This window comes from Exiguobacterium antarcticum DSM 14480 (assembly GCF_000685865.1).
GTDB classification, from domain to species: domain Bacteria; phylum Bacillota; class Bacilli; order Exiguobacteriales; family Exiguobacteriaceae; genus Exiguobacterium_A; species Exiguobacterium_A antarcticum.
Window position 1 is genome coordinate 676,049 of the sequence record NZ_JMKS01000005.1, and the last position, 25,547, is coordinate 701,595.

Genomic DNA, 25,547 nt, shown 5'->3' on the forward strand with positions numbered 1-25,547 from the left:
TCATGAGTAAACAACCCGTCATTGTCATCGTTGGACCGACCGCCGTCGGAAAAACCAAGACAGGCATTGAATTAGCGAAAAAATTAAACGGCGAAATCATTTCAGGTGACTCCGTTCAAGTCTACAAACAGATGGACATCGGGTCAGCGAAGGTGACGCACGAAGAAATGGAAGGAATTCCGCATCATTTGCTCGATCTGGTTGATCCGGACGACGAGATGAGTGTCGCGCGTTTTCAGACGTTGGCCCGAGCGGCAATCGATCAGATTGCGGCAAAAGGCAAGTTACCGATCATCGTCGGTGGCACGGGGCTCTATATCCGGGCGATTTTGTATGATTATCAATTTACTGTCCAGGCAGAAGATAAAGCGTTACGGCAGGAATTAGAACAGTTTGCGCAAATCGAAGGAGCGCAGGCGCTCCATGATCGCTTGCGGCAGCTTGATGCAGAGCGGGCGGAAGCGATCCACCCGAACAATATCCAACGGGTCGTCCGGGCGATTGAAGTCGCCATGAGCGGGCAAACGCAAGTCTCCGGCAGTGAACCGAGTCTTTATGAGAGCTTGTTGTTTGTCTTACATATGGATGACCGGGAGCAGTTGTATGCGCGGATCGATCAACGGGTCGACTTGATGGTCGAACAAGGACTGGTCAAAGAAGTCAATCAGTTGGTTGCTTCAGGTTACGGTGAGACAAAAGCGATGCAGGCGATCGGCTACAAGGAAATGATGCCCGTTTTAGAAGGAGCGCCACTCGAACCGGCTGTCGATTTGCTTAAACGAAATACACGACGGTTCGCAAAACGGCAATTAACCTGGTTCCGGCATCAATTTGACGGCATTTGGATTGAAATGGGAAGGCTTTCATTTGAAGAAAACTTCAAAATTATCTATGATAGAACAGTAGGGTTTCTGAAAGCGGTTAAATCGGAGTAGCCTGAAGAGAAAAACAGATAAAATAGAGGGGGCACGGGGTCTTATGAAAGCGACGTATAACATTCAAGACTATTTTTTAAATCAATTACGAAAAGATTCGGTTCCAACGACAGTGTTTTTAATCAGTGGGTATCAGTTACGGGGATTGGTCAAATCGTTTGATAACTTTACCGTCATTTTGGAATCGGAAGGCAAACAACAATTGATTTACAAACATGCCATCTCGACATTTGCACCGGCACGCAACGTGACGTTGTATGAACAAGAGACGGAAACGGAAGAAGTCACACGTTAAAAAAAGACGGCCGGGGGGCCGTCTACTCGACGGAACAACGCTGCGGCGTTGTTCCTTTTTTTTGTTAGAGTAACTCTTTTAATTCGTCAAACGCGTCGGCATACCGTCTCAGTGAGACGTCTTTATAGAGGCACGTCTTCGTCAAGCGTTCTTCTTTTGTTAACTCTTCCAAATAGGTCCCGAGAATAAAGCTGTTGCGTAACATCGACGGGGTGATGATCCGTTTGTTGTCCGAGCGTTCATTTAACTGGCGCATCATCTTCGTGATCATGACGATCGACAATTGTTTCGGGGCATTTTTGCTGTAGACCCAGCGAAACGTCATCCGTGAGAAATCAAAGGCGACGAAAAACGGATCGGCCGAATGATACCGCGGACGGACCGGTTCCGGAATCGTCTTTAAATACGCGAGCATCAGATCCTGATCGTCACGCTCCAGGTACAGGAGGTATGCATTGCCGAGCCGGTCGTGGACGGTCATTTCACGTTGCGCGAAATTCAAGTCCTGCATCTTCAGACCGATGATGTGATGAACCCGGAGGCCGTAGCGGTAGAAGAGGCGTAAAATCAACTCGTTCCGGTCAATCAAGTAAGGCCTTGCGACGAGTTGGTGATCGGTCAATCCCCGGTCGGACCGGTTCGTCCGGATTAGTTGTTCGTATTCAGCCAGCGAGGCGACGTGTCCCGGTGTCAATTCGTGGGACGGTTGGGCGTACTCGATCAGCTTTGTCTTCGTCTGACGGATTTGATAGTTGACTTGGTTGAGGACGCTGACAATTCGGGCGACGGTCGCCTGCTGATACAGTTTTTCTTCGATCAAGTACTCATTGATGAACGTTTTCCACGTCTCAAGCGGAATCGCCTTGAAGTCGTCGATCGTCTCGAGCGGTTGATCGACTTCCGTCATGTACCGGTGAATTTCAATCAAATCGTAGCGGTAACGACGGATCGTCGAGTCTTGTCTGCCGCTCGCGCTCAGAAAAAATAAATACCGTTCGATGAATTCCGGCAAGGTGTAGTCGAGTCGTTCTCGTGCCATAACGGACCTCCTGTAGGATGACTTTCTTTCATCATAAACCGAACGAATGTTTCCTGTCCAAAAAAGTTCAGACGATAGGGTGCATGTGGTATGATTAGGGGCGCAGAATGTCTTTATTTTGAAAGGAATGATTTTATGTCAGAACGCGTCATCGTCGTCGGTTGTCAGCTCCCCGGTGTACCAGATCATATCTATGCAGAATCGGTCGCGGAGCTTGAAGCACTCGTTACGACTGCGCACGCCGTCGTGGTAGGACGACTCGATCAGAAACGTCAATCGATCGATCGCCGTACGTTTATCGGAAAAGGGAAGGTCGAGGAACTTGTTGCGTTAGCAGAGGAACTCGAACCGGATTTAATCATTTTTAATGCTGAAGTCACACCGGGACAGATGAAAAATATCCGGATTGCGCTCGAAGATCCGGAATCGATCAAACTGATTGACCGGACGCAGCTGATCTTAGATATCTTCGCTGGTCGCGCCCAGTCTCGGGAAGGGAAATTACAAGTCGAGCTCGCCCAAATGAGTTACTTGTTACCCCGTCTGAGTGGACAAGGGACCCAGTTATCGCGACTCGGTGGAGGAATCGGGACACGTGGTCCCGGTGAATCGAAACTTGAGACCGACCGCCGGCACATCCGTCGTCGTGTCGACGAAATCAAGAAACAACTCGAAACATCGGTCGCCCACCGCGCCCGTTACCGGGAACGCCGGAAGGAAAACCAGACGTTCCAAATCGCGCTCGTCGGGTATACGAATGCCGGGAAGTCAACGATTTTCAATCGGTTGACCAATGCTGACACATACGAGAAAAACGAATTGTTCGCGACGCTTGATCCGTTGACACGTCAGTTTGATTTGCCGGAAGGCGGTCAGATTCTTCTGACGGATACCGTCGGATTCATTCAAGATCTGCCGACGAAACTGATTGCTGCATTCCGTTCGACACTTGAAGAAGTCCTCGAAGCGGACTTGATCATCCATGTCATCGATGCGTCAAGTGAACATTATCTCAATCAGATGCAGACGACAAACGATGTCCTGGATGAGCTCGGTGCCGGTGACATTCCGCAACTCGAGGTCTTTAATAAAAAAGACCGGTTGACGGACTTGTTCACAGGTGGGAAATTATTGATTTCAGCACTGGATCCGGCAGATATCGAACGTCTGACGGTCGAAATCGAAAAAGCAATCAGTGAGATTCTCGAATACCTCGAGATCCGGATCCCGGTCGAGGCGTTTGTCCATTACAATCCGGCAAAAGAAGTGATGATGAATTTAAAAGAAGAGTATGAAGAGGACGGGTCCGTGGTCTTAAAAGGATTTTTACGTAAAGACACACGACTGTACTCGACATTGAAAAAATACGAGGTGTAATCTAATCATGTTTTCGGAGTTAACGTATTATGAAACGATTCGTCCGTTCGTCGAACGGGCGGAAGAAAAAATCGCACCAGGAATCAAACAGGCGCAACAAGTCGCGGAACAGAATCAGTTCCGCGTCTTAAACGCGTTTCGTCAGCATAAAGTCAGTGATTTCCACTTCATGCCGTCGACCGGTTATGGCTACAACGATGAAGGGCGCGACAATCTCGAACGGATCTATGCATCAGTCTTTGGGGCGGAAGCCGGGCTGTGTCGGGCACAAATCATCAGCGGCACCCATGCAATCGGGATTGCGTTATTCGGTCTCTTGTTGCCGGGCGACGAACTACTTTATATCACGGGGAAACCATACGATACGTTAGAAGAAATCGTCGGGATCCGGGGAGACGGTCGTGGGTCGTTAAAGGAACTCGGTGTGACCTATGACGTCGTCGAGATGAAACAGGCAGAGACGATTGATCTTGAGGCCGTCCTCGCCCGGATCACGGACAAGACGAAGGTCGTCGGCATCCAGCGTTCAAAAGGGTATGCGACACGCCGGAGTCTGCCGGTCGCAGAGATTGGTCAAGCCATCGCAGCGATCAAAGCACAGCATCCCCATGTCATCGTCTTCGTCGACAATTGTTACGGCGAATTCGTCGAGACGATTGAACCGACCCACGTCGGTGCCGATATCATGGCAGGTTCGTTGATTAAAAATCCGGGTGGTGGTCTCGCGAAGACCGGCGGGTACCTCGTCGGTCGCCGCGATTTGATCGAACGGGCGTCGTTCCGAATGACGACACCTGGTATCGGTGCGGAAGCCGGTCCATCGCTTTATTCGCTTCAAGACATGTATCAAGGGTTCTTCATGGCACCGCATACGGTCAGTCAGGCATTGATGGGGGCGATGTTCACCTCAAGCATGATGGAACAGTTTGGATTTGAGACGGCACCGCATTACGCCGCTGAACGGACAGATTTGATTCAATCGGTTTCCTTCCATGCACCGGAGCCGATGATTGCTTTTTGTCAGGCGATTCAGGCGGCATCACCGGTCAATGCCCACGCCTTGCCGATTCCTGATTATATGCCGGGATACGCGGATGATGTCATCATGGCAGCGGGGACGTTCATTCAAGGTTCATCGATCGAGTTATCAGCAGACGGTCCGATCCGGGCGCCGTATACGGCATATGTCCAAGGTGGATTGACTTACAGCCACGTCAAGATTGCCATCGTCTCGGCCGTCAATCAACTGATGGAACAACAATTGATTCAAACGCAACAGGTTTAAAATAAGGGCTTGATGTGAAAATACCTCTGTTACCCCAAGTCGTCTGACTTGTAAGAAAGTCATGTTAACTTTCCTTACATCTCTTGACAACTTGCCTTACAGAGGTTTATTCTCATGAAGTAAGGAAAAAGGAGGAACGAAATGGCAGACTTATCACGACAGTCCAAGCCACTATTTCCCATCGGAGTCGTTCAAGAGTTGACCGCGTTATCTGCCCGACAAATCCGATATTATGAAGAACAGGGATTGATCAAGCCGGAGCGGACAGAGACGAAACGTCGCCTCTATTCGTTTAACGATGTCGATCGTTTGCTGTCGATCAAGGAATATTTGGATCAGGGACTAAATATCGCAGGGATCAAAATGATTTTTGATAATGATCTCGTCAAACGGGAACGTGTTGCGGAAACCGTCGTTAAGACGCGTCCGGAATTATCTGATGGCGAACTATATAAACTCCTGAAAAATGAATTGAAGGAAGCAGGGCGACATGGAAAAACGTCACTCATCCAAGGTGAGCTCGGACGCTTTTTCAAGTAAGTGCCTGTTACCATATAAAAAAGAACCGGAGAGGGGATTTGTCACATGACACGTCGCAACATTACACGAGAAGACATTATGAAAATCGCTAAAGCTGAGGATGTACGTTTTATTCGTTTACAGTTCACAGATATCCTCGGTACGATCAAGAACGTTGAAATTCCAGTCAGTCAATTGGAAAAAGCACTTGATAATAAAATGATGTTCGATGGTTCGTCAATCGAAGGATTCGTCCGGATTGAAGAATCAGATATGTATCTCTTCCCAGACCTCAACACATGGGTTGTCTTCCCATGGACAGAAGACGGAACGGGTAAAGTCGCACGTCTCATCTGTGACATCTATAATCCGGATGGCACGCCGTTTGCAGGAGATCCGCGTGGTCAACTCAAACGGGTACTTAAAGAAATGGAAGAGCTTGGTTTCTCTTCATTCAACGTTGGTCCTGAGCCGGAATTCTTCTTGTTCAAGAAGGATGCAAACGGTCGCCCGACGCTTGAATTAAACGACCAAGGTGGTTACTTCGACCTCGCACCGGTCGATCTCGGCGAAAACTGCCGTAAGGAAATCGTTATCGAACTTGAGAACATGGGCTTTGAAATCGAAGCATCTCACCATGAAGTCGCACCGGGACAACATGAGATTGACTTCAAATATGCCGATGCGATCACGACTGCGGATAACATCCAAACGTTTAAGCTCGTCGTTAAGACGATTGCAGCGAAACATAACCTTCACGCAACATTCATGCCGAAACCACTTTACGGTGTCAACGGTTCAGGGATGCATGCCAACATGTCCCTCTTCAAAGGAAACGAAAACGTCTTCTTCGATGAAGGAAACAGCAACATGCAACTGTCTGACGATGCCCGTGCTTTCACAGCAGGTATCTTGAAGCACGCCCGTGCCTTCACAGCAGTCTGTAACCCGACAGTCAACTCGTACAAACGTCTCGTTCCGGGTTACGAAGCACCTTGCTACGTCGCGTGGTCAGCCCGTAACCGTTCACCACTCGTCCGCGTACCGGCAGCACGTGGTCTCTCAACACGGATCGAAGTCCGTTCGGTTGACCCGGCAGCAAACCCGTACTTGGCACTCGCGACATTGCTCGCTTCAGGTCTTGACGGTATTAAAAACAACCTGAAAGCACCTGAACCAATCGACCGTAACATCTATGTGATGGACAAACCAGAACGTGTCGCAAACGGCATTGACGATCTTCCGTCAACGCTCAGCCACGCACTTGAAGTTCTGAAAGCGGATGACGTCGTCATGAACGCACTTGGCGAGCACATCGCAGAGCACTTCGTGGAACTCAAAGAAATCGAATGGGATATGTTCCGGACGCAAGTCACGGAATGGGAACGCGATCAGTACATGGTCTTGTTCTAATCTCTTGGAACGTCCGAACTTGGTTCGGGCGTTTTTTTGTAGAGGAAATCTGGTCTTGGACAACGAATTCTGTACCAAGGAGGCGTTTTAAATGAAAAAGGCGTATGAAGGAAAAGAGATCACGGTCTATTTTGATGCTGAAGTCTGTATCCATTCCGGTCACTGTGTGAAGAATCTGCCGACCGTCTTTGATGTCAAAAAACGTCCATGGATTGAAGCGGACGGAGCACCGGTCGAAGACGTCATGCGGGTCGTCGACGGATGTCCGAGCGGGGCCTTATCTTACGAACGGAGGGAAGCTTAATGGAATTGAAACGAGGAGATCAAAAGATTGAAGCCTATCTCGACAATCAAGCTGTCGGAGAGATCACATACAGTGATACAAAAGGCGGTAAATGGATCATTGACCACACGTATGTTGATCCGAAGCACCGGAATCAACAGATTGGTGAACAACTGGTCAAAGCGATTGTCGAATGGGCGCGGGAAGAAAACGTCAAGCTGTTGCCGCTTTGTCCATTTGCGAAACGGGAATTTGAGCAGACGCCGGATTATGCGGATGTATCGGCTCAATAAAGAAATTGATACGAATGTTCATTTATAGAAAGACGAGGGCAGTGGGTTTACATCCACTGCCCTCGTCTTGTTTAAAAAGTATCGTTCGCTTCTACTCCTACAGGAAAAAGCGGATCAGCGCCATCGACATGACTCCGGTAATGACCGTGAAGGAAAGACTTTTGCTGGTCAGTGCGACAAGGACTGTCGGTACTGATGCTGCGAGATGAAGAGAAGACAGCGTTGGATAATCATCGCTTTGAGCAAGCAACAAGTTTTGAAAAAACAAAGCACTGAGCAGGCAAATCGGGATGAACGACAACCACTCGGTCAACAGGCGGGGCAACGTCAATCCATGCATCAGCAGAAACGGCAAAATTCGTGGAATCAATGTGACAAGACCACAGGCGGCGAACAGGATTAAAAGCTCTAAGTGGATGTCCATCGTGAGATCACTACTCCTATGCTGGCGGCTACCATCGTCGCAAACAAAACAGCAAGTTCCGGTGAGAGGTAGCGCATCGATATGTATAACAACAAGAAAACGAGTACCAGTAAAATTCCGTTCAAGGCAACACGTGACCGTTCACTTTCAAGCTGCAAGTACAACAAGCCGATGAACATTGCTGTCAAGGCAAAGTCCAGTCCGAACCGTTCCGGATCCGGGAACCAACTGCCGACGAGTGCTCCTAGGACAGTCGAAGCAATCCAACTGAAGTAGGCGGTCAGATTCAACCCATGCATGAATTTGGCATCGATCGTTTGTTTCAGTGACGTATTCATGGCGACAGCAAACGATTCATCCGTCAGCAGGGCGCCGATTCCGAACTGGTCGAACCGGTTACGGCTTGCGACGCGAGGCGCAAGTGTCATGCTCATCAGAAGATGCCGGGAATTGACGATGAAGGTCGTTAAGATGATGGCAGAAAAAGGGCTGTTTAGTAACAGTAGACTTGTAATGATGAATTGAGCAGCACCGGCATAAATCAGGATCGACATCAATCCGATTTCGAGTGGGCTGAGTCCGGCAGCGCGTCCGACGATACCGGCAGAAAAACCGATTCCGAGATAACCTAGAACGGTAGGCAAACAAGCTTTGACACCTGCTTGAAATGAACTTGCCATGTAAGGTACCCCCTCTCATTATGATGTGTTATCAGCATAGCATCAACGAAACCGCTTGGAAATAAACTGGTCAATATTTTCATATGTTTCCTTGACATAAGTCGTGTCCATTGGTGGTAAAGAGTAAGTGGTACGGCAAAAATTCGTTAGACGAAGGAGCGTTCAAGATGGATAAATTAATGCAAGATGCGAACCGGTTTGTGTCAGATATGGTCGATGGTCTCGTTTTAGCACATCCCGATCTTTATGCAAAAGTCGACGGAGTTAATGTCATTAAACGAAAAGAACCACTGAACGGGAAAGTCGCTCTGGTGTCTGGTGGGGGGAGCGGTCATGAACCGGCCCATGCAGGATTCATTGGAGACGGGATGCTCGCAGCAGCAGTCTGCGGAGAAGTCTTCACTTCACCGACACCGGATATGGTACTAGAAGGAATCAAAGCGGCAGACGGCGGAAAAGGGGTTTTGCTTGTCGTCAAAAACTATTCCGGTGACGTCATGAACTTCGATATGGCAAAAGAATTAGCCGAGCTGGAAGACATCGAAGTCGAGACGGTCATCGTCAATGATGATATCGCCATCAAAAAAGAGGAAGATCGACGGGGTGTCGCGGGGACGATTTTTGTCCACAAGATTGCGGGAGCTGCGGCAGCAGAAGGCAAGTCGTTAGCAGAAGTCAAAGTGATCGCAGAAAAAGTCATTGCCGGTGTCCGTTCGATCGGGATGGCCTTATCTCCCTGTTATATGCCAGAAAGCGGGAAACCTGGTTTTGATCTGCATGAAGACGAGATGGAGATCGGAATTGGGATTCATGGAGAAAAAGGGCTTGAGCGGAAACCGATTGCTTCCGTCGAAGCAATCGTCACAGAGTTACTCGATCGACTGACAGCGGAAGTATCAGACAAAAAAGTCGCGGTGATGGTGAACGGGATGGGTGGAACGCCGGTATCGGAATTGTATATCACCTATAAGTATGTTGCGGAACAACTCCAGGCCAAAGGGTACGAAATCGTTCGCCCGTTCGTCGGCAATTATATGACATCCCTTGAGATGCATGGTTTTTCGATCACCCTGCTCCCGGTTGACGATGAACTGATCGGCTATTTGGATGCAAAAACGAATGCGATTGGATTCTAACTAGAAGAGGTGCAGACAATGAAGTTATCAACGGAAACATTTCGTGACGCGTTGCTCGAAGCAGCAAAACAAATCGAACAACATAAAGATGAACTGACGGATCTCGACCGGGAAATCGGTGACGGTGACCACGGCATCAACATGTCTCGCGGCTTCCAAGCGGTTCAGAAGGAACTTGAGGCGCAGACAGAATATGAAGATCTCGGCGCTTTATCCAAGCAGGTCGGGATGACGTTGATCAAGACGGTCGGAGGTGCTTCCGGACCGCTCTATGGGACGGCATTCGTCAAGTTTGCAGGAGCCTTCAAAGGAAAAACCGAAGCGGAAGGGGATGAGTTGGCAGCCGCCTTCAAAGAAGCGACGGACGGAATTAAAATGCGTGGGAAATCGGAATTCGGGCAAAAAACGATGGTCGATATCTGGACGCCGTTTTATGAAGCGCTCGAGCAAAAAACTGATTTAAACCAAGCGCTCGATCAAGCGTTGGTCGATACAAAAGAACGTGTGGCGACAAAAGGACGGGCTTCGTATTTTGGAGAGGCGACGATCGGCGTTCAAGATCCCGGTTCCCTGTCCAGTGCCTTGCTGTTACGTGCGATCGTGGAGGTGCTTCGATGATTAACTTGATTTTGGTCTCGCACAGCGAAAAGTTAGCGGCAGGACTCAAGGAATTGTTAGCCGAGATGGCGCCCGATACACCGGTGTTACTCGCAGCCGGGCTTGCGGACGGCAGTATCGGTACCGATGCGTCCCGCATCGAAGAAACGATGAATGAGCTGACCGATGACGGATTGATTTTAACGGATATCGGTTCAGCGACGATGAACGCAGAACTTGCCCTCGAGTTATATAGTGGGGACCGGAGCGTTCAGTTCGTCGAGGCTCCGCTTGTCGAGGGTGCCTTTTTAGCAGCTGTCTTAAGTGGTCAATCCAAGTCGTTAGATGAAATCGTCACCGGCTTGAAGTCCGAATTTGAATAAATGATTACGATAACAAACAAGCGCGCTCCAGAACGATGGAGCGCGCTTGTTTCGTGAAGGCTAAAAAAACCTGACGTTCCGATGGGGAACGTCAGGAAAATCGAGTTAAGCGTTGACTTCTTTTTTACTTGGTTTAAACGCCATCGTCGCTTCCACCGCTTTTTGCCAACCGGCATAACGCTGTTCACGATCGTCTTCTTTCATCTCTGGTTTGAACTGACGATTAAGTTTCCATTGTTTTTTGATTTCTGCTTTGTCTTTCCAGTAACCAACTGCTAAGCCGGCAAGGTAAGCGGCACCGAGGGCAGTCGTTTCGTTGATTTCTGGACGATCGACCGGGACACCTAAAATGTCCGCTTGGAACTGCATCAAGAAGTCATTCGAAACGGCACCACCGTCGACGCGTAACGTTTTCAGCTCGATGCCCGAATCTTTTTCCATTGCCGTTAAGACGTCACGTGTCTGGTAAGCGAGTGATTCGAGTGTCGCCCGGACGAAATGTTCTTTTTCCGTTCCGCGCGTTAAGCCGAAGATCGCTCCGCGGACATCACTATCCCAGTAAGGAGCGCCGAGTCCGACGAACGCAGGGACGACATAGACGCCTTCTGTTGAATCCACTTTCAATGCATAGCCTTCCGAATCCTTGGCGTTTTTCAGCATCCGTAACCCGTCACGTAACCACTGAACCGCTGACCCGGCAACGAAGATGGATCCTTCAAGTGCATATTCGACTTTACCGTCGACGCCCCAAGCGATTGTCGTCAACAGACCGTGGTCCGAAGAAACAGCTTTTTCACCGGTGTTCATCAACATGAAGCAACCTGTTCCGTATGTGTTCTTTCCTTCACCTGGTTCGAAGCACGTTTGGCCAAACAAGGCAGCTTGCTGGTCACCGGCGATACCGGCGATGGGAACTTCAAAACCGAAGAAGTGGTATGGAACGGTGTTATCGTACACTTCACTCGATTGACGGACTTCTGGCAACATTGATTTCGGAACCGTGAGGATTTCGAGTAATTCATCATCCCATTTTTGTTCGTAAATGTTATACATCAATGTTCGTGAAGCGTTCGTATAGTCCGTGATATGCGTTTTTCCGCCGGACAGTTTCCAGACGAGCCACGTATCGATCGTTCCAAACAGCAGTTCACCGTTTTCAGCCTGCTCGCGCGCTCCTTCGACATTATCTAAAATCCATTTGACTTTCGTACCGGAGAAGTAGGCATCAATCAGCAGACCTGTTTTATCACGGAATTTTTGATTAAGTCCTCGGGCATTCAACTCATCGCAGATACCGGATGTTTGACGAGATTGCCAGACGAGTGCGTGATAGACTGGTTTACCCGTCTCTTTGTTCCAGACGACCGTCGTTTCACGTTGGTTCGTGATTCCGATACTTGCGATTTCACTAGGTTTGATATCCGCTGTTCCGAGAGCATCCGCCATGACAGCAAGAATGGATCCCCAAATTTCGTTGGCATCATGTTCGACCCAACCTGGTTGTGGGAAATATTGTTTGAATTCACGTTGTGCGGAGTTGACGATATGACCATCATGATCAAAGATGATGGCGCGTGAGCTTGTTGTACCTTGGTCGAGTGCTAAGATATACTTGTTTTCCATTCTGAAATCCCCCTTGAAATGTGAGTTGAAATCCGTCAGTTAATTAAAAGAGCATTTGATGAAGGAAGACGGCAATCGCGCCACCGATGAATGGTCCGACGACCGGAATCCAAGAATAACCCCAATCCGATGAACCTTTTCCTTTGATTGGTAAGATGGCGTGCGCAATCCGTGGACCGAGGTCACGAGCTGGGTTGATGGCATAACCTGTCGTACCACCAAGCGATAGACCGATGACGACAACAAGTAGACCAACGATTAACGGGTTTAACCCATCGGCGAACGAGTTTGCGCCAAACGCTAGAATTCCGAAAACCAAGACGAACGTTCCGATAATCTCAGAAACAAGATTTGATCCGGTATGACGGATAGCTGGTCCTGTTGCAAAGACACCTAATTTTGCAGCTTGGTCATCTGTCGCTTCAAAATGTTTCATGTAATGAAGCCAAACGAGTACCGCACCGATAAAGGCTCCGATTAACTGAGCAGCGATGTAGACGGGTACATCTGCCCATGGTAAATCAGAGTTTAACGCTAGCGACAAAGTGACCGCTGGATTAAGGTGGGCACCACTGGCGGCTGCAACATAAACTGCAGTCATGACGGCGAGACCCCAAGCAAATGTGATGACGATCCAGCCGCTGTTCTCAGATTTCGTCTTTTTCAAGACAACCCCTGCAACGACCCCATCACCGAGCAAAATCAGAATCATCGTTCCAATCAGCTCACTAGTAAAGTTACTCATGCAAAAACCCTCCCTTTGGATTGAAGCAAATATTGGCCTTTCCATTTAAACCTACATCTAAATGATAACGTTTTCAATACAATTAATTGCAATTCGGAAATGAAATTTCCTTAATTTATGTTTAAAAATATGAAAAATGGATATTAAAAAACCCTTTGTTCATTTTTACGATGAACGAAGGGTTTTCAGCGACGCTTTTTTCGCTTCTTTTTTGTTCGAAAGAAGCTGCTAGAGTGATCGAGAACGATATGTATCGTACTGGCGGCGATGATGCCGATGATGAAAGCGGGCATCGCTTCAAACCAAAGATCGACCGTCTCCGAGGCGATGATTTTGGTATACAGCGCCAAAAACAGCAAAGGAATGACGAAAGCAGCACTGTATAACAGTCGGATGATATCACCGATGATCAAACCATGTGACCAGATCGAGCGATGCGGCATGATTTTGACGTACGGCATCCAAAGCACTCGAAACGGTCCGAGACGATAATAGGGCTCCGATTTTAAGTCCAAGTCAGGAGAGAGCCAAAGTGTGCCGACAGTAATGCCGACAGCAGTAGGTAACCAATCCGTCTGCTGTGTTGCGACCGAATACGCAACGTAACCTGCCAAGGCGACGGTATTGACCGTATCATGTACGTTTCCAGAAGGCATAAAAAAAGACCAGCTGAGCTGGTCCCTCACTTAGTGGATCGTCCGGTATACGCCAATGACCTTGCCAAGAATCGAGACATTATCGAAATACATCGGGTCCATCGAATCGTTTTCTGGTTGGAGACGCACTTGTTGATCTTCTAAGAAGAACCGTTTAACTGTCGCTTCGCTATCTTCGGTCATAGCAACGACGATTTCACCGTTTTCTGCCGTGTTCTGTTGACGTACGATGACACGGTCACCGTCAAGAATCCCTGCGTTAATCATCGATTCACCGTCGATTGTCAACATGAAGACGTTTTCGTTCCCGACGTAGTGAGCCGGAAGCGGGAAATGTTCTTCGATGTTTTCGATTGCTGTAATCGGAAATCCAGCGGTTACTTTCCCGATGACGGGAATGTGCACGATCGCTTCGTGATCATCTTCAGGTTTATCAACCAATATCTCAATCGCACGTGGTTTTGTCGGGTCACGGCGAATCAGTCCGCGTTTTTCTAGACGATCCAAATGACCGTGTACCGTTGAGCTTGAAGCAAGACCAACAGCTTCACCGATTTCACGAACTGAAGGTGGATACCCTTTCAGTTTCACTTGAGCGACGATATAATCAAGGATTTCTTGTTGTCGTTTCGACATTTTCCGCATATGAATTGCCACCTCTTTTCGGAATGGTTTTTTGAAGGATAATAAGAATACATGTTTCTAAAATCACTATAACATAGAACAAATGAGCGTACAAACAATTGTTCGACATTTTGTGTTGACCGAACACTGGTTCTTGGTTTATGATGAGTTATGCGAACAATTGTTCCGGGAACATCTATTCTAAATCATTTTAATTTGGAGGGATTCATCATGATGCATACGATTCGTACCCATGCCTTTTCCATTGTTTTTTATACGCTCAGCCTTGCTTTCATTCTTTTCCTTTTAACACCTCGACCGGACGAAAAGGTCGATCAACTCCTGACTGCTTCTGTCACTGTCGATCAAAATGCGACAGTCGAACAAGTTGCCGAAGTTTACAATGACGGTTCGATGACGGATCAAGAATATGTCGAGTGGTTGATTGAGAATAATGAACTGAAGACGACTCATGTCATTTCGAAAAACAAAATCGTTGTACCAATCGCGCAACAGTGACAAACTGTAAAAGTTGTTATTGAACGAACAGGGGTGTGAAGTAGTATGAGAGTCGTAATCTACTGTCGCGTCTCGACGGAAAAAGAAGCACAGGATAGCTCGCTTGAGCGGCAAAGATCAGAACTGTCGGGACTCGCTGCAACAAAAGAATTTGAAGTCGTGGATATCATCACGGAAAAAGAAAGTGGTTATGACGTCGATCGGGAAGGGATGTTAACTGTTCTTGACTACGTGACGCGTCAAACGGTCGACGCTGTTCTTGTGACGGACGATACACGAATTGGACGTGGGAATGCGAAGATTGCGATTTTGCATACGTTTCGAAAACATCATGTCCAACTGATGACGATGGAATCAGACGGCGAGTATAAATTGGCCGATGCCGAAGCGATGGTTCTTGAGATCGTCTCGCTTGTCGAAGAGTACCAACGCAAATTGCATAATGCAAAAATTGCTCGTGGTATGCGACGGGCGGTCGAAAATGGATTCCGTCCCGAACAGAACCTCAATCGCCAAGGTGAGAATGCAGGCCGGAGCCGAAAAGAAGTACCGATTGAAGAAATCGTCCGATTACGTGACTTAGGACTGACGTTTGCCGATATTGCCGTCACGCTAAGAGGCATGGGGCATGACATCTCAAAAGCCACCGTTAACCGTCGTTATCTGGAATATAAAGAAGTCGTCAATTCTTACGAATGAGAAAGCAGGTGGATGCGCGAACGACGCATCAAACTTGCTTTTTTTTTTCGTCTCTTTTACAGTAAGATTACTATTGAATGCTCGATGTCGAGTCAACAGAAAGAGGGATATCATGTTATCACAAGAACAACTAGACCGGATTAATGAATTAGCCAATAAATCAAAAGTCGAGCCGTTGACGGATGCGGAGACGGCAGAACAAAAAGAACTACGAACAGCGTATTTGAAAGCTTTCCGTGGTTCATTCAAAAATCAGATGATGGGTATCAAAATCGTCGATGAAGAAGGAACGGACGTTACGCCGGGAAAATTAAAGCAAGCACAAGAAGAAGAACGGAACAAACAGTAATCAGACAAAAGCTATGTCGCTCAATGGATGAGCGGGGTAGCTTTTTTTGATGAAAATCAGGTAATGTGTCTTCCGAAAGTACTCGAAAAACGGCAATAGAGAGCGCATTCATTTTAATGTGACATACTATTTAGAAAAGTTGTATCACATTTCTTGATATGCTAAAATGAGAAGGAATTTGTGAAAAAGAGAGAGGATGATTGTTTTGACGAACATGACAACAGTAGAATTATTAGCAGTAAATACGATTCGTACCTTATCAATTGATGCAGTACAAAAAGCGAACTCGGGTCACCCGGGAATGCCGATGGGTGCAGCACCGATGGCATTTACATTATGGGCGGATCATATGAACCACAACCCTAAAAATCCAGAATGGTTCAACCGTGACCGTTTTGTACTTTCAGCAGGACACGGTTCAATGCTTCTCTACTCACTCCTCCATTTATCAGGTTATGATCTTGCGATGGATGACTTGAAGTCATTCCGTCAATGGAATTCGAAAACACCAGGTCATCCAGAGTACCGTCACACGGCAGGTGTTGATGCGACGACTGGTCCACTCGGACAAGGCATCGCGATGGCTGTCGGGATGGCGATGGCAGAACGTCACTTGGAAGCAAAATACAACCGTGACGAGTTAAACGTCGTCGATCACTTCACATACGGAATTTGCGGCGACGGCGATTTAATGGAAGGTGTTTCGGCAGAAGCGGCATCACTGGCAGGACATTTAGGTCTTGGTAAATTGGTCGTCCTGTATGATTCAAATGACATCTCACTCGACGGTGACTTGGATAAATCGTTCTCTGAAAACGTCCAACAACGTTTTGAAGCGTACAACTGGCAAGTCATTCGCGTTGAAGATGGAACGGATCTCGATTCGATTTCAAAAGCGATCGAAATGGCAAAAGCCGAAACAACAAAACCAACGTTGATCGAAGTCAAAACGGTCATCGGATTTGGTTCACCAAACAAATCAGGAAAATCCGCTTCACACGGTGCACCACTCGGAGACGCTGAAATCAAGTTGACGAAAGCAAGCTACATCTGGGACCACGAAGAATTCTACGTGCCGGACGAAGTCAAAGACTTGTTCGAAGAGCGGATCGTCAAACGTGGCGCTGACACGGAAGCAGCATGGGCTGAGAAAATGGAACACTACAAAGCGGCACATCCGGAATTGCATGCGGAACTCGTTCAAGCAATCGCCAACGAACTGCCAAGCAACTGGGAAGCAGATTTACCAACATATGATCTGACTTCTAAAAAAGCAACACGTCAGACAAGTGGTGAAGTCTTGAACGCCCTTGCGAAAAACATCCCGACAATCTTCGGTGGTTCAGCTGACTTAGCGGGATCAAACAACACGATGCTCAAAGGGGAAGCGGACTTCGATATCGATCCAAGTGGCCGTAATATCTGGTTTGGTGTCCGTGAGTTCGCGATGGCAGCAGCTGTCAACGGTATGGCGTTACACGGTGGTGTCATTCCTTACGGTGCGACATTCTTCGTCTTCTCGGATTATTTACGTCCAGCTGTCCGTTTAGCTGCGTTGATGGGTATCCAGTCGATCTTCGTCTTGACACATGACTCGATTGCCGTCGGAGAAGATGGTCCGACACACGAGCCGGTCGAACACTTGATGAGCTTCCGTGCGATGCCGAACTTGACGGTCTACCGTCCAGCAGATGGAAAAGAAACGATTGCGGCTTGGAAAACAGCGGTCCAATCGAAAAACAAACCAACACTTCTCGTCATGACGCGTCAAGGATTACCGGAACTTGAAGGTACGACGGTCGAAGGTGCTGAAAAAGGCGGATATGTGATCGCAGGTGACATCGAAACAGCGGATACGATCTTGATGGGAACAGGTTCTGAAGTCCATCTCTTGGTTGAAGCGCAACAACAGCTTGGTGAAAAGGTTGCCGTCGTCTCACTTCCATCATGGGAATTGTTTGAAGCTCAATCGGCAGAGTACAAAGAATCCGTCTTACCAAAACGGATCACAAAACGTCTTGCGATTGAAGCCGGTGCTTCACTCGGATGGTACAAATATGTAGGAACAGAAGGTCAAGTCATCGGAATCGACCGCTTTGGTGCTTCTGCTCCTGGGGATCTGCTCTTAAAAGAATATGGCATGTCTGTCGAAAATGTCTTGAACACAGTCAAGCAACTCGGTTAATGAAGAAAGGTGCGCAAGCGCGCACCTTTTTTTTGCATTATCTATGCAAAGGCTTTAAATTATAGTATAGTAAAAAGCGACGTTTGAAGTTAGAGGAGGAAGCAACTTGGCTACATGGATTTGGATTTTAATTGCCCTTCTTTGCTTGGTAGCTGGTGTCGCCCTTGGTTTCTATATCGCTCGCCGATACATGATGAACTATTTGGAGCAAAACCCGCCAATCAACGAAGATATGATTAAGACATTGATGATGCAAATGGGTCAAAAACCATCACAAAAGAAAGTCAACCAAGTGATGCGTTCGATGAGTGGTTCAATGAAATCACCAAAAAAATAATGACTTGTAAAAGGAGACCAGTTTGGTCTCCTTTTGTTTGCTATTTTTTAGGAAGATGGCTAATCTAAAATGTGAGACTATTAAAAATACTCAATCGATTTAAAAAAAGGGGGGACTTGTATGGGAGTCTTCAGGAAACTGAGTTGGTTTTTTCGACTCGAATGGAAGGCATACAGCCTGGGCATCATCTGTTTGATTTTTGTAGCCGGACTGGAACTGATTCCACCGAAAGTGATCGGTTCGACTGTGAACGGTCTGAGTGAAGGCAGTTTGACGAAGGATGACTTGATGAAGCTTGTCGGAACATTGGTGTTGATTGGGGTATCTACCTATGTCATTCGATATTTTTGGCGGTTTTTTATCTTTGGTGCCTCAATCCGGCTCGGGCGGTTATTACGGAGTCAACTCTATGGGCATTTTTCGGATTTAGACCAGTCATTTTATAAAAAGTACCGCAGTGGTGATTTGATGGCCCATGCGACAAACGACGTGCAGGCGGTCTCGATGACGGCGGGGGCCGGTATTTTGACACTCGTCGATTCGGTGACGATGGGGAGTTTCGTCATCATCACGATGGTGACGACGATCAGCTGGAAACTGACGGTCGTCTCATTATTACCGATGCCACTGATGGTCTATCTGACCTCACGTTACGGCAAGATGTTACACTCGCGGTTCCATGACGCCCAGGAAGCATTTTCCGATTTAAACGACAAGGTCGCGGAAAGTGTCAGCGGTGTCCGCGTCTTGAAGGCGACGGGAGAGGTCGAATCGGACGTCGGGACGTTTACATCATTATCGGACGACGTCGTTCAAAAGAACCGCCGTGTCGCGAAGATTGATGCCTTGTTTGATCCGACGATTTTTGGATTAGTCGGGTTGTCGTATATCATCGCCGTCGGATACGGTGCCTACTTACTGCAACAAGGTGAAATCCGGATCGGGGATATCGTTTCCTTTACTACATATCTAGGATTGTTAACATGGCCGATGCTGGCATTTGGTTGGTTGTTTAACATCGTCGAACGGGGACGGGCGTCCTACGACCGGATCGAGCGGATGCTTGCGATCGAACCGGAAATCAAAGATGCGAAGGAAGCGGCGACGACAGTCACGTCAACCGATTTACATGTCTCGATTGACCGTTTTCTTTATGATACGCAACCCGTCCTCCAAGAGATCGATGTGACGCTGAGACCGGGACGGACCCTGGGGATCGTCGGGCGAACCGGTGCCGGAAAATCGACGTTCGTTCGTTTATTGTCACGGGAATATGATGTCAAATACGGATCTATTTCGATTGGCGGCCAAGACATCAAACAATTGATGCGTGAAACGGTCCGGAAACAAGTCGCCATCGTCCCGCAGGATCATTTCCTGTTCTCGGCCACGATTGCTGATAATATTGCGTTCGCAAAACCGGATGCCTCGATGGAACAGATCATGGAAGCGGCTCGGATTGCGGCGGTCCATGAAGATATCCTTGGCTTCACGGAAGGGTATGCAACGATGGTTGGTGAACGGGGTGTGACGTTATCCGGAGGTCAAAAACAACGGATTTCGATTGCCCGTGCCTTACTCGCCGATTGTCCGATTCTCGTCCTCGATGATGCGTTGTCGGCCGTCGATGCGAAAACGGAAGAAGCGATCATCGATCACTTCCGGACTGCGGATGATAAACAATCACAAATCATCGTCGCCCACCGACTGTCTGCTGTCTCGCATACGGATGAGATCATCGTCCTCGATGCCGGCCGAATCATCGAGCGAGGGACACATGACGAGTTGCTCCACCGGGGTGGCTGGTATAAAGAAACCTATGACCGCCAGCAGCTCGAGTCACTCGTCGAACAAGGAGGTGGAACGTTTGAATCATGATATCAACGAAAAGGCGGTCCTGAAACGATTGCTCGGATTCGTCAAACCATTTAAAAAACAAGTGTTGGTCGCTTTTTTGCTTCTCCTGATTACGACAGGTGCAAAGCTTGGAGGACCGTATCTCGTCAAAATCTTCATCGATGACTATGTCACGGTCGGCAACTATCCCGTTCAAGAAGTGGCACTTTTGTTTGGGGTCTACTTGTTACTGCATACGACGGGAATCGTCGTCGATTATTTACAGGCGTTCGAGTTCCAAAAGATTGCCTTACAGGTCATTCAACGCCTGCGGATTGATGTGTTTCGTCATGTCATGCATCTCCGGCTCGGATACTTCGACCGCACACCAGCCGGCGTCCTCGTCTCGCGGATCACCAATGACACGGAAGCGATCAAAGAGCTGTACATCGGTGTTTTGTCGACGTTTGTCCAAAGTGGGGTCCAGTTGGTCGGGACGTACGCATTCCTCTATCTATTAGAGCCACGCTTAGCGACGATTGCCTTAGTGCTGCTGCCGCTGTTTTACTTCATCATCTGGATCTACCGCCGTTATTCAACAAGATATTATGCGGAAGTCCGGGATTTGTTGTCAAAAATCAATGGACAACTCAATGAATCGATTAACGGAATGGCGATCATTCAACAATTTCGCCAGGAAAAACGATTGATGGCAGAGTTCGAAGAAACCAACGTTGCCCACCAGGATGGGCGCTATAAAAACTTGAAGCTGGATAGTTGGTTACTTCGTCCCATCATCGAATTGTTGCTCGCGTTGACCATCGCAACGTTAGTCACCTATTTTGGTGTTTTATCCTTTTCCCAAACGGTCCAAGTCGGGGTCGTCTATGCCTTTATCAGTTACATGGAACGGATTTTCCAGCCGGTCCAGCAAATCATGCAACGCCTGTCTGAATTCCAACAGGCTGTCGTCTCGGCAGATCGGGTCTTCAAAGTGCTCGATACCGATGAGCCGGAACCTTCTAAATCGATAGCGGGTGATGCGGAAGTATCGGACGGACATATCGTCTTTGAAAATGTCCGCTTTAGTTATGACGGAGAAAAAGAAGTCTTGAAGGGGATCTCCTTTGAGGCGAAAAAAGGGCAGACCGTCGCTCTAGTCGGTCAGACAGGAAGCGGGAAAAGTTCAATCATCAATATCTTGATGCGGTTTTATTCGTATCAGTCCGGTCGGATTTTGATCGACGGTCAACCGCTCGAACAGCTACCGGAAGATGAACTGCGGCGGCATATCGGACTTGTCTTACAAGATTCCTTCCTCTTTACGGGAAGTGTCGCCGATAATATTCGTTTGTTTGATCCCTCGATTCCGTTCAAGAAAGTGGAGGAGGCCGCGCGATTCGTCCAGGCGGATGGGTTCATCAATCAGCTCGATGAGCAGTACGACAGCCCGGTTGCGGAACGCGGAGCAACGTTTTCTGCAGGGGAACGACAATTGGTTTCCTTCGCACGGACGATGGCACGGGATCCAAAAGTCTTGATTCTCGACGAAGCTACGAGTTCGATTGATACGGAAACCGAAGAAAAAGTCCAAGTGGCTTTAAAACGAATGCGGGAAGGGCGCACGACGATTGCGATTGCCCACCGCCTGTCGACGATCCAGGATGCCGACTTGATTTTAGTCCTCCATCAAGGAGAAGTCGTCGAACAAGGAAATCATCAGACGTTGATTGAAAAAGATGGATTATACAAAAAGATGTATGAGTTACAATCCGGACATGTGACATCTGTTTCATGACAAAAAAAGCCTGCCAGGCGATCTCGCCCGGCAGGTTGTTTGTGTTTAAAATTAGTAGACAGTGACTGTGACGTTTTGACGTCCCCAGTTGAGTGCTTCTTGTTGTGAACCAACGAGAAGGTCAAGTTTGTTACCTTGGATTGCGCCGCCACGGTCAAGTACGATTGCTTCACCGATACCTGAGATGTGCATGCGTGTACCGATTGGGTATTGTGCTGATGCTGCTACGATACGCATACCATTGTACGTGATCGTATTTGTTACATCATAACCGCTGGCAGTTAAGGCACGGCCGTTATAAAGCTGGCTACCATTGTTTGATGGATCATTTGTGTACGCTGTAACGTTCATCGTTACTTTCGTACCCGATTTAGCTGCTGTTGTTGTTTGTTTTGTTGCTGTAGCAGGTTTAGCTGCTGCCTTTGGAGCTGGTTTTGCAACAGGAGCTGCTTTTACTGCTGGTGCAGCTTTAGCTGTTGAACCTGCTAATGTTGTATAAGCGCTGTGTACGTAACGTGTTTTCCCGTCGATTGTTGTTTTGATCCAAGCACCGACTTTGCTTTCTACGTTAACGGACTGACCTTTATACAGGTTGCCTACATCTTTAGAGTTAGTAGTTGGTTGCGAACGAACGTTTAATACTGCCGTAGTGACTGTAGCTTTTTTAAAGTCGAACGAAGAACCGGCTGAAGTGTAAGTGCCGTGAACATAACGTTTTTGGCCGTTGATGTTTGTTTGAATCCAAGCACCAGAACGTCCTTCGACATTTAATTTTTGACCTTTATATACGTTACCTACATCCGCTGATGCCGTTGTAGGTGCTGTGCGTACATTTAATACCGCTGTATTTACCGTTACCGTCTCTGAGGCAGCCTCTGTCTCTTGGGCGAATCCTACTGATAGAGCCGTTGCTGCAAGACCTGCAGCGAAAACTGCTTTTTTCATTATTGATGTCCTCCTGACATATGCTGTGTTTACTGTTCCTACTTTACACGGCAATTCAGGGTTGTGCGTTTACAGGTCGGAGTCATTCAAGTTACAAACTGTGCTAGTGTGACAAACAGATTGCAAAAATGCGTGTTTTGTCACGCGTGGGTCATAATACATGGAAAAATGATTCCAATATAGGACTTTAGGTGGGGTATAGCGGAAATATTCTAACTATTCCTCTGACCAAAGACTCAAAAAAAAGAAATTTCGAAATGAAAAGCAGTAATGGAGGATAGGTTATGGAATCGGATGATTTTCAACCCGTTATATAGAAGAAACACGAAAAAACCGCTGACGCAGGAATATCGTCAACGGTTGTCTCTATATATTATGTTGGAGCCAAAGGAAGGGAACCTCCCGATGACACGTCTCGTAGATTCGGGTTATCCTAAAACCGAGTCGTTTGAACGTGGGTACGTATACTTTTGGACGAACCGAGAATATTCGAGCAGTAACAAATCCAGTTCGTGGCTCAGCTTTAAAACATGCGGGGAGGTGAAACTAGACCGATCGGCTTGATGATACAGTTCACTTCGCTTTGCTTCAATCGCTAAAGTCAATAGATGTTGGCTTGTCATAGCATCCTCCCTTACATTGGTGTCATATCCATATTCTAGCAAGTGCTTTTCACAAGCGCAACGCCATTTCCGTCGTTTTGTGTAAATGTAATTTTTTTGTAATTTCCGTCTTCGTGAATCTTTTTAATCTTTCGGAAGATAATAGGTGCTAAATGTTGATTAGTTTGGCAAAATAGAGAAGGAACTTCTTCTTATTAGAAAGGAGCTGCTGAAATGGAGCTCTCGCTTTGGTTAGCGTTCGGTGCAGGGGTATTGTCATTTGTTTCACCTTGTACGCTTCCGTTATATCCGGTTTTCCTATCGTACATTACCGGTGTTTCCGTAACGGATTTAAAAGAAAAAGGGGTCAGAGAAAAACGTTCATTGTTGCATACATTAGCGTTTTTAGTTGGATTTGCGATGGTGTTTGCGGTGCTCGGTCTGTCGACTTCGCTTTTAGCGGATGTCTTCATTACGTATCGGGATACGCTACGGATGATCGGTGCGCTCGTCATCTTCGTATTTGGTGTCGTCCTGCTGGGATTATGGCAACCGACATTTTTGATGCTTGAAAAAAAGCTCGATTTAGGTGAACGCAAGGGCGGTTACATCGGTACAGTCCTCGTTGGAATTGGTTTTGCTGCCGGATGGACACCTTGTACGGGTCCGATTTTGGCAGGTGTGATTGCACTCGCGGCGACGAATCCAAGTCAAGGGATGCTTTACATGTTATTTTATGTCTTAGGTTTTTCGATTCCATTTTTATTGATGGCCTTTTTCGTCGGTCGTTCGAGACTGTTCGTCCAGTACAGCTTGAAGATGACGAAATTTGGTGGGGCGTTGATGATGGTGTTCGGAATCGTCCTTTATTTTGATGGCTTAAGTGCCTTCGCAGCATGGATGAGTGATCTCGTTGGATTCACCGGATTTTAACAAGGAAGTGATGGGATGATTTGGGTATCAACAGGGGTAGCGCTCGTCATGGGATTGCTGATCAGTTTCATTCGTGTCAAAGCATCAGCTAAACCGACGAACGCTAAAAAAATCTTGATCCCGCCTTTTGCGATGTCGACGGGGATGCTGCAGTTTTTATACCCAGCCTCTCGTCTGACATGGACGGAAGTAGCGGAAGCATTATTGATTGGAGCCATCTTTAGTATTTTTTTGATCAAAACGTCCAACTTTTATGAAGCCGAAGGGCAGATTTATCTGCAACGTTCAAAAGCCTTTTTCATCGTCTTGTTCGGGATTTTGATCGTCCGGACGGTCGCAAAGTTCATCATCGGTGGTCAAATCGATATTTTTGAAACGGGAGGGATTTTTTATCTCGTTGCTTTCGGAATGATCGTGCCGTGGCGGATTGCGATGTATCTGAAATACAAACAAGTCAAGTCGGGGATTGTTCCAGTTGAACATTTACCGCAAAACTAAACGGAAGGATTCTCAAGCGAGAGTCCTTCCGTTTAGTTTTGGAAATAAAGTTCGTAATCGCGCCAGTCGATGGCGTGTTCGTTTAACGCTTTTTTCAAGAATTTATGATCGCGTTTCGGTGTCGCCGAGACATATCCTTTGACGACGAGTTCAGACGTCATCTTCGACGCACGCTCTTCAAGCGCGAACTGTCCGATCCGTCCGGCGATTTTTCGACGTGCCACATCCCGAAATGCGGTCGGAACGGGCATGACCAGTGCATTTAATAAATCAAGTGTTTCATCCGTCCATAAATGGCGGGTCTGGTCGATGTATTCATCTTCCCAGTCCATCATCGATTTGCCGTCTTCTTTCGGAAGTTTCTTTAGGAACTTCCGGAACATGAAGAAACCGCCGATTGCCATCAGTGTGATCATGATAAAGCCCCAGAGCAAAATTCCGTTCATGAACCATGCCATCCGTGACTCATCCCCCTTTCAACATCAACTATAGATTAGCATAATTTTTTTTGTCATGCTATGATAAATGACGGAGAAAGC

30 protein-coding genes are annotated in these 25,547 nt (G+C 47.5%); 20 read left to right on the top strand and 10 right to left on the bottom strand.

The features are described 5' to 3' along the window. Positions 1-2: 2 nt before the first annotated feature. Together miaA and hfq are read left to right on the top strand one after the other, a co-directional pair. Entirely contained in the window at positions 3-935 is a 933-nt protein-coding gene (gene miaA / locus P404_RS0114720; protein WP_026831149.1) for a tRNA (adenosine(37)-N6)-dimethylallyltransferase MiaA, read from the top strand. Positions 936-978: 43 nt separating this feature from the next. Next, on the top strand, positions 979-1,230 hold the full coding sequence (gene hfq, locus P404_RS0114725) for an RNA chaperone Hfq (protein WP_014970056.1): 252 nt from the start codon (positions 979-981) through the stop codon (positions 1,228-1,230). Positions 1,231-1,294: 64 nt separating this feature from the next. On the opposite strand, the gene P404_RS0114730 is transcribed toward hfq, so the two are convergent. Further along, on the bottom strand, positions 1,295-2,269 hold the full coding sequence (locus P404_RS0114730) for a tyrosine-type recombinase/integrase (RefSeq protein WP_026831150.1): 975 nt from the start codon (positions 2,267-2,269) through the stop codon (positions 1,295-1,297). Between the two features lie 135 nt (positions 2,270-2,404). On the opposite strand from P404_RS0114730, the gene hflX reads away from it, so the two are divergent. The 6 genes from hflX to P404_RS0114760 all read left to right on the top strand — a co-directional run bounded on the left by hflX (position 2,405) and on the right by P404_RS0114760 (position 7,439). After that, positions 2,405-3,646 carry a GTPase HflX gene (gene hflX, locus P404_RS0114735; RefSeq protein ID WP_026831151.1) on the top strand — a complete coding sequence of 414 codons (1,242 nt, stop codon included), beginning with the start codon at positions 2,405-2,407 and terminating at the stop codon, positions 3,644-3,646. Between the two features lie 7 nt (positions 3,647-3,653). Then, positions 3,654-4,931, top strand: coding sequence for a methionine gamma-lyase family protein (locus P404_RS0114740; RefSeq protein WP_014970059.1), 1,278 nt, complete (start codon positions 3,654-3,656; stop codon positions 4,929-4,931). Between the two features lie 141 nt (positions 4,932-5,072). Next, positions 5,073-5,471 (top strand): MerR family transcriptional regulator, encoded by a 399-nt coding sequence (locus P404_RS0114745; protein ID WP_014970060.1) that lies wholly within the window; start codon positions 5,073-5,075, stop codon positions 5,469-5,471. 45 nt (positions 5,472-5,516) lie between these two features. Then, positions 5,517-6,863 carry a type I glutamate--ammonia ligase gene (gene glnA / locus P404_RS0114750; RefSeq protein ID WP_026831152.1) on the top strand — a complete coding sequence of 449 codons (1,347 nt, stop codon included), beginning with the start codon at positions 5,517-5,519 and terminating at the stop codon, positions 6,861-6,863. Positions 6,864-6,954: 91 nt separating this feature from the next. Continuing rightward, positions 6,955-7,167: a (4Fe-4S)-binding protein gene (locus P404_RS0114755; protein WP_026831153.1), complete on the top strand. Its 213-nt coding sequence runs from the start codon at positions 6,955-6,957 to the stop codon at positions 7,165-7,167. Next, positions 7,167-7,439 (top strand): GNAT family N-acetyltransferase, encoded by a 273-nt coding sequence (locus P404_RS0114760; RefSeq protein WP_026831154.1) that lies wholly within the window; start codon positions 7,167-7,169, stop codon positions 7,437-7,439. The genes P404_RS0114755 and P404_RS0114760 overlap by 1 nt, the downstream gene beginning before the upstream one ends. Positions 7,440-7,536: 97 nt before the next feature. Here the strand turns inward: P404_RS0114760 and P404_RS0114765 are convergent, their stop codons facing one another. Continuing rightward, positions 7,537-7,863 (bottom strand): AzlD domain-containing protein, encoded by a 327-nt coding sequence (locus tag P404_RS0114765; RefSeq protein ID WP_026831155.1) that lies wholly within the window; start codon positions 7,861-7,863, stop codon positions 7,537-7,539. Further along, entirely contained in the window at positions 7,848-8,543 is a 696-nt protein-coding gene (locus P404_RS0114770) for an AzlC family ABC transporter permease (RefSeq protein ID WP_026831156.1), read from the bottom strand. The genes P404_RS0114765 and P404_RS0114770 overlap by 16 nt, the downstream gene beginning before the upstream one ends. 167 nt (positions 8,544-8,710) lie before the next feature. Here P404_RS0114770 and dhaK point away from each other — a divergent pair, with 167 nt between their 5' ends. Genes dhaK through dhaM form a run of 3 tightly spaced genes read left to right on the top strand, consistent with a single transcriptional unit; the run spans position 8,711 to position 10,659 of the window. Continuing rightward, entirely contained in the window at positions 8,711-9,679 is a 969-nt protein-coding gene (dhaK, locus tag P404_RS0114775) for a dihydroxyacetone kinase subunit DhaK (RefSeq protein WP_014970065.1), read from the top strand. An 18-nt stretch (positions 9,680-9,697) separates the two neighbouring features. Next, positions 9,698-10,297 carry a dihydroxyacetone kinase subunit DhaL gene (gene dhaL / locus P404_RS0114780; protein WP_026831157.1) on the top strand — a complete coding sequence of 200 codons (600 nt, stop codon included), beginning with the start codon at positions 9,698-9,700 and terminating at the stop codon, positions 10,295-10,297. After that, on the top strand, positions 10,294-10,659 hold the full coding sequence (gene dhaM, locus P404_RS0114785; RefSeq protein WP_014970067.1) for a dihydroxyacetone kinase phosphoryl donor subunit DhaM: 366 nt from the start codon (positions 10,294-10,296) through the stop codon (positions 10,657-10,659). Before dhaL ends, dhaM begins: the two co-directional genes overlap by 4 nt. A gap of 105 nt (positions 10,660-10,764) precedes the next feature. Here the strand turns inward: dhaM and glpK are convergent, their stop codons facing one another. From glpK to lexA, 4 genes are all read right to left on the bottom strand, one after another. Continuing rightward, positions 10,765-12,282, bottom strand: a complete 1,518-nt coding sequence (gene glpK, locus P404_RS0114790) for a glycerol kinase GlpK (RefSeq protein WP_026831158.1) — start codon at positions 12,280-12,282, stop codon at positions 10,765-10,767. Positions 12,283-12,325: 43 nt separating this feature from the next. Continuing rightward, positions 12,326-13,027 (bottom strand): MIP/aquaporin family protein, encoded by a 702-nt coding sequence (locus P404_RS0114795; protein WP_014970069.1) that lies wholly within the window; start codon positions 13,025-13,027, stop codon positions 12,326-12,328. Positions 13,028-13,212: 185 nt separating this feature from the next. Further along, complete coding sequence (locus tag P404_RS0114800) at positions 13,213-13,683, bottom strand: metal-binding protein (protein WP_014970070.1); 471 nt, start codon at positions 13,681-13,683, stop codon at positions 13,213-13,215. A gap of 30 nt (positions 13,684-13,713) precedes the next feature. Further along, on the bottom strand, positions 13,714-14,328 hold the full coding sequence (gene lexA, locus P404_RS0114805; RefSeq protein ID WP_014970071.1) for a transcriptional repressor LexA: 615 nt from the start codon (positions 14,326-14,328) through the stop codon (positions 13,714-13,716). Positions 14,329-14,538: 210 nt separating this feature from the next. Between lexA and yneA the strand changes: the two genes are divergently transcribed. The 7 genes from yneA to P404_RS0114840 all read left to right on the top strand — a co-directional run bounded on the left by yneA (position 14,539) and on the right by P404_RS0114840 (position 22,030). Then, a complete protein-coding gene (gene yneA, locus P404_RS0114810) occupies positions 14,539-14,826 on the top strand; it encodes a cell division suppressor protein YneA (RefSeq protein WP_014970072.1) in 288 nt (95 codons plus the stop codon). A 45-nt stretch (positions 14,827-14,871) separates the two neighbouring features. After that, positions 14,872-15,525, top strand: a complete 654-nt coding sequence (locus P404_RS0114815; protein ID WP_014970073.1) for a YneB family resolvase-like protein — start codon at positions 14,872-14,874, stop codon at positions 15,523-15,525. A 112-nt stretch (positions 15,526-15,637) separates the two neighbouring features. Beyond that, the gene (locus P404_RS0114820) at positions 15,638-15,874 is read left to right on the top strand and encodes a DUF896 domain-containing protein (RefSeq protein ID WP_014970074.1); all 237 of its coding nucleotides are present in this window, start codon (positions 15,638-15,640) and stop codon (positions 15,872-15,874) included. A gap of 214 nt (positions 15,875-16,088) precedes the next feature. Beyond that, positions 16,089-18,059, top strand: a complete 1,971-nt coding sequence (gene tkt, locus P404_RS0114825) for a transketolase (protein WP_236624420.1) — start codon at positions 16,089-16,091, stop codon at positions 18,057-18,059. A 106-nt stretch (positions 18,060-18,165) separates the two neighbouring features. Continuing rightward, positions 18,166-18,396: a YneF family protein gene (locus P404_RS0114830; protein WP_012370001.1), complete on the top strand. Its 231-nt coding sequence runs from the start codon at positions 18,166-18,168 to the stop codon at positions 18,394-18,396. 120 nt (positions 18,397-18,516) lie between these two features. Further along, positions 18,517-20,274, top strand: a complete 1,758-nt coding sequence (locus P404_RS0114835) for an ABC transporter transmembrane domain-containing protein (protein ID WP_026831160.1) — start codon at positions 18,517-18,519, stop codon at positions 20,272-20,274. Further along, the gene (locus P404_RS0114840) at positions 20,264-22,030 is read left to right on the top strand and encodes an ABC transporter ATP-binding protein (RefSeq protein WP_026831161.1); all 1,767 of its coding nucleotides are present in this window, start codon (positions 20,264-20,266) and stop codon (positions 22,028-22,030) included. Before P404_RS0114835 ends, P404_RS0114840 begins: the two co-directional genes overlap by 11 nt. A 51-nt stretch (positions 22,031-22,081) precedes the next feature. Here the strand turns inward: P404_RS0114840 and P404_RS0114845 are convergent, their stop codons facing one another. Together P404_RS0114845 and P404_RS0114850 are read right to left on the bottom strand one after the other, a co-directional pair. After that, on the bottom strand, positions 22,082-22,975 hold the full coding sequence (locus P404_RS0114845) for an SH3 domain-containing protein (RefSeq protein WP_014970078.1): 894 nt from the start codon (positions 22,973-22,975) through the stop codon (positions 22,082-22,084). 428 nt (positions 22,976-23,403) lie between these two features. Then, positions 23,404-23,598 carry an aspartyl-phosphate phosphatase Spo0E family protein gene (locus tag P404_RS0114850; RefSeq protein WP_014970079.1) on the bottom strand — a complete coding sequence of 65 codons (195 nt, stop codon included), beginning with the start codon at positions 23,596-23,598 and terminating at the stop codon, positions 23,404-23,406. 213 nt (positions 23,599-23,811) lie between these two features. Here P404_RS0114850 and P404_RS0114855 point away from each other — a divergent pair, with 213 nt between their 5' ends. Together P404_RS0114855 and P404_RS0114860 are read left to right on the top strand one after the other, a co-directional pair. Next, entirely contained in the window at positions 23,812-24,510 is a 699-nt protein-coding gene (locus P404_RS0114855; protein ID WP_026831162.1) for a cytochrome c biogenesis CcdA family protein, read from the top strand. Between the two features lie 15 nt (positions 24,511-24,525). Then, complete coding sequence (locus tag P404_RS0114860; RefSeq protein ID WP_026831163.1) at positions 24,526-25,008, top strand: CcdC family protein; 483 nt, start codon at positions 24,526-24,528, stop codon at positions 25,006-25,008. Between the two features lie 32 nt (positions 25,009-25,040). Here P404_RS0114860 and P404_RS0114865 read toward each other — a convergent pair whose 3' ends face one another. Continuing rightward, complete coding sequence (locus tag P404_RS0114865) at positions 25,041-25,466, bottom strand: DUF2621 family protein (protein ID WP_026831164.1); 426 nt, start codon at positions 25,464-25,466, stop codon at positions 25,041-25,043. Positions 25,467-25,547 lie beyond the last annotated feature (81 nt).

What these genes read in the sequence shown, in the direction of transcription:
- miaA (WP_026831149.1), top strand. Translation starts at nt 3, where the DNA reads ATGAGTAAACAACCCGTCATTGTCATCGTTGGACCGACCGCCGTCGGA.
- hfq (WP_014970056.1), top strand. Translation starts at nt 979, where the DNA reads ATGAAAGCGACGTATAACATTCAAGACTATTTTTTAAATCAATTACGA.
- P404_RS0114730 (WP_026831150.1), bottom strand. Translation starts at nt 2,269, where the DNA reads ATGGCACGAGAACGACTCGACTACACCTTGCCGGAATTCATCGAACGG.
- hflX (WP_026831151.1), top strand. Translation starts at nt 2,405, where the DNA reads ATGTCAGAACGCGTCATCGTCGTCGGTTGTCAGCTCCCCGGTGTACCA.
- P404_RS0114740 (WP_014970059.1), top strand. Translation starts at nt 3,654, where the DNA reads ATGTTTTCGGAGTTAACGTATTATGAAACGATTCGTCCGTTCGTCGAA.
- P404_RS0114745 (WP_014970060.1), top strand. Translation starts at nt 5,073, where the DNA reads ATGGCAGACTTATCACGACAGTCCAAGCCACTATTTCCCATCGGAGTC.
- glnA (WP_026831152.1), top strand. Translation starts at nt 5,517, where the DNA reads ATGACACGTCGCAACATTACACGAGAAGACATTATGAAAATCGCTAAA.
- P404_RS0114755 (WP_026831153.1), top strand. Translation starts at nt 6,955, where the DNA reads ATGAAAAAGGCGTATGAAGGAAAAGAGATCACGGTCTATTTTGATGCT.
- P404_RS0114760 (WP_026831154.1), top strand. Translation starts at nt 7,167, where the DNA reads ATGGAATTGAAACGAGGAGATCAAAAGATTGAAGCCTATCTCGACAAT.
- P404_RS0114765 (WP_026831155.1), bottom strand. Translation starts at nt 7,863, where the DNA reads ATGGACATCCACTTAGAGCTTTTAATCCTGTTCGCCGCCTGTGGTCTT.
- P404_RS0114770 (WP_026831156.1), bottom strand. Translation starts at nt 8,543, where the DNA reads ATGGCAAGTTCATTTCAAGCAGGTGTCAAAGCTTGTTTGCCTACCGTT.
- dhaK (WP_014970065.1), top strand. Translation starts at nt 8,711, where the DNA reads ATGGATAAATTAATGCAAGATGCGAACCGGTTTGTGTCAGATATGGTC.
- dhaL (WP_026831157.1), top strand. Translation starts at nt 9,698, where the DNA reads ATGAAGTTATCAACGGAAACATTTCGTGACGCGTTGCTCGAAGCAGCA.
- dhaM (WP_014970067.1), top strand. Translation starts at nt 10,294, where the DNA reads ATGATTAACTTGATTTTGGTCTCGCACAGCGAAAAGTTAGCGGCAGGA.
- glpK (WP_026831158.1), bottom strand. Translation starts at nt 12,282, where the DNA reads ATGGAAAACAAGTATATCTTAGCACTCGACCAAGGTACAACAAGCTCA.
- P404_RS0114795 (WP_014970069.1), bottom strand. Translation starts at nt 13,027, where the DNA reads ATGAGTAACTTTACTAGTGAGCTGATTGGAACGATGATTCTGATTTTG.
- P404_RS0114800 (WP_014970070.1), bottom strand. Translation starts at nt 13,683, where the DNA reads ATGCCTTCTGGAAACGTACATGATACGGTCAATACCGTCGCCTTGGCA.
- lexA (WP_014970071.1), bottom strand. Translation starts at nt 14,328, where the DNA reads ATGCGGAAAATGTCGAAACGACAACAAGAAATCCTTGATTATATCGTC.
- yneA (WP_014970072.1), top strand. Translation starts at nt 14,539, where the DNA reads ATGATGCATACGATTCGTACCCATGCCTTTTCCATTGTTTTTTATACG.
- P404_RS0114815 (WP_014970073.1), top strand. Translation starts at nt 14,872, where the DNA reads ATGAGAGTCGTAATCTACTGTCGCGTCTCGACGGAAAAAGAAGCACAG.
- P404_RS0114820 (WP_014970074.1), top strand. Translation starts at nt 15,638, where the DNA reads ATGTTATCACAAGAACAACTAGACCGGATTAATGAATTAGCCAATAAA.
- tkt (WP_236624420.1), top strand. Translation starts at nt 16,089, where the DNA reads ATGACAACAGTAGAATTATTAGCAGTAAATACGATTCGTACCTTATCA.
- P404_RS0114835 (WP_026831160.1), top strand. Translation starts at nt 18,517, where the DNA reads ATGGGAGTCTTCAGGAAACTGAGTTGGTTTTTTCGACTCGAATGGAAG.
- P404_RS0114845 (WP_014970078.1), bottom strand. Translation starts at nt 22,975, where the DNA reads ATGAAAAAAGCAGTTTTCGCTGCAGGTCTTGCAGCAACGGCTCTATCA.
- P404_RS0114850 (WP_014970079.1), bottom strand. Translation starts at nt 23,598, where the DNA reads ATGACAAGCCAACATCTATTGACTTTAGCGATTGAAGCAAAGCGAAGT.
- P404_RS0114855 (WP_026831162.1), top strand. Translation starts at nt 23,812, where the DNA reads ATGGAGCTCTCGCTTTGGTTAGCGTTCGGTGCAGGGGTATTGTCATTT.
- P404_RS0114860 (WP_026831163.1), top strand. Translation starts at nt 24,526, where the DNA reads ATGATTTGGGTATCAACAGGGGTAGCGCTCGTCATGGGATTGCTGATC.
- P404_RS0114865 (WP_026831164.1), bottom strand. Translation starts at nt 25,466, where the DNA reads ATGGCATGGTTCATGAACGGAATTTTGCTCTGGGGCTTTATCATGATC.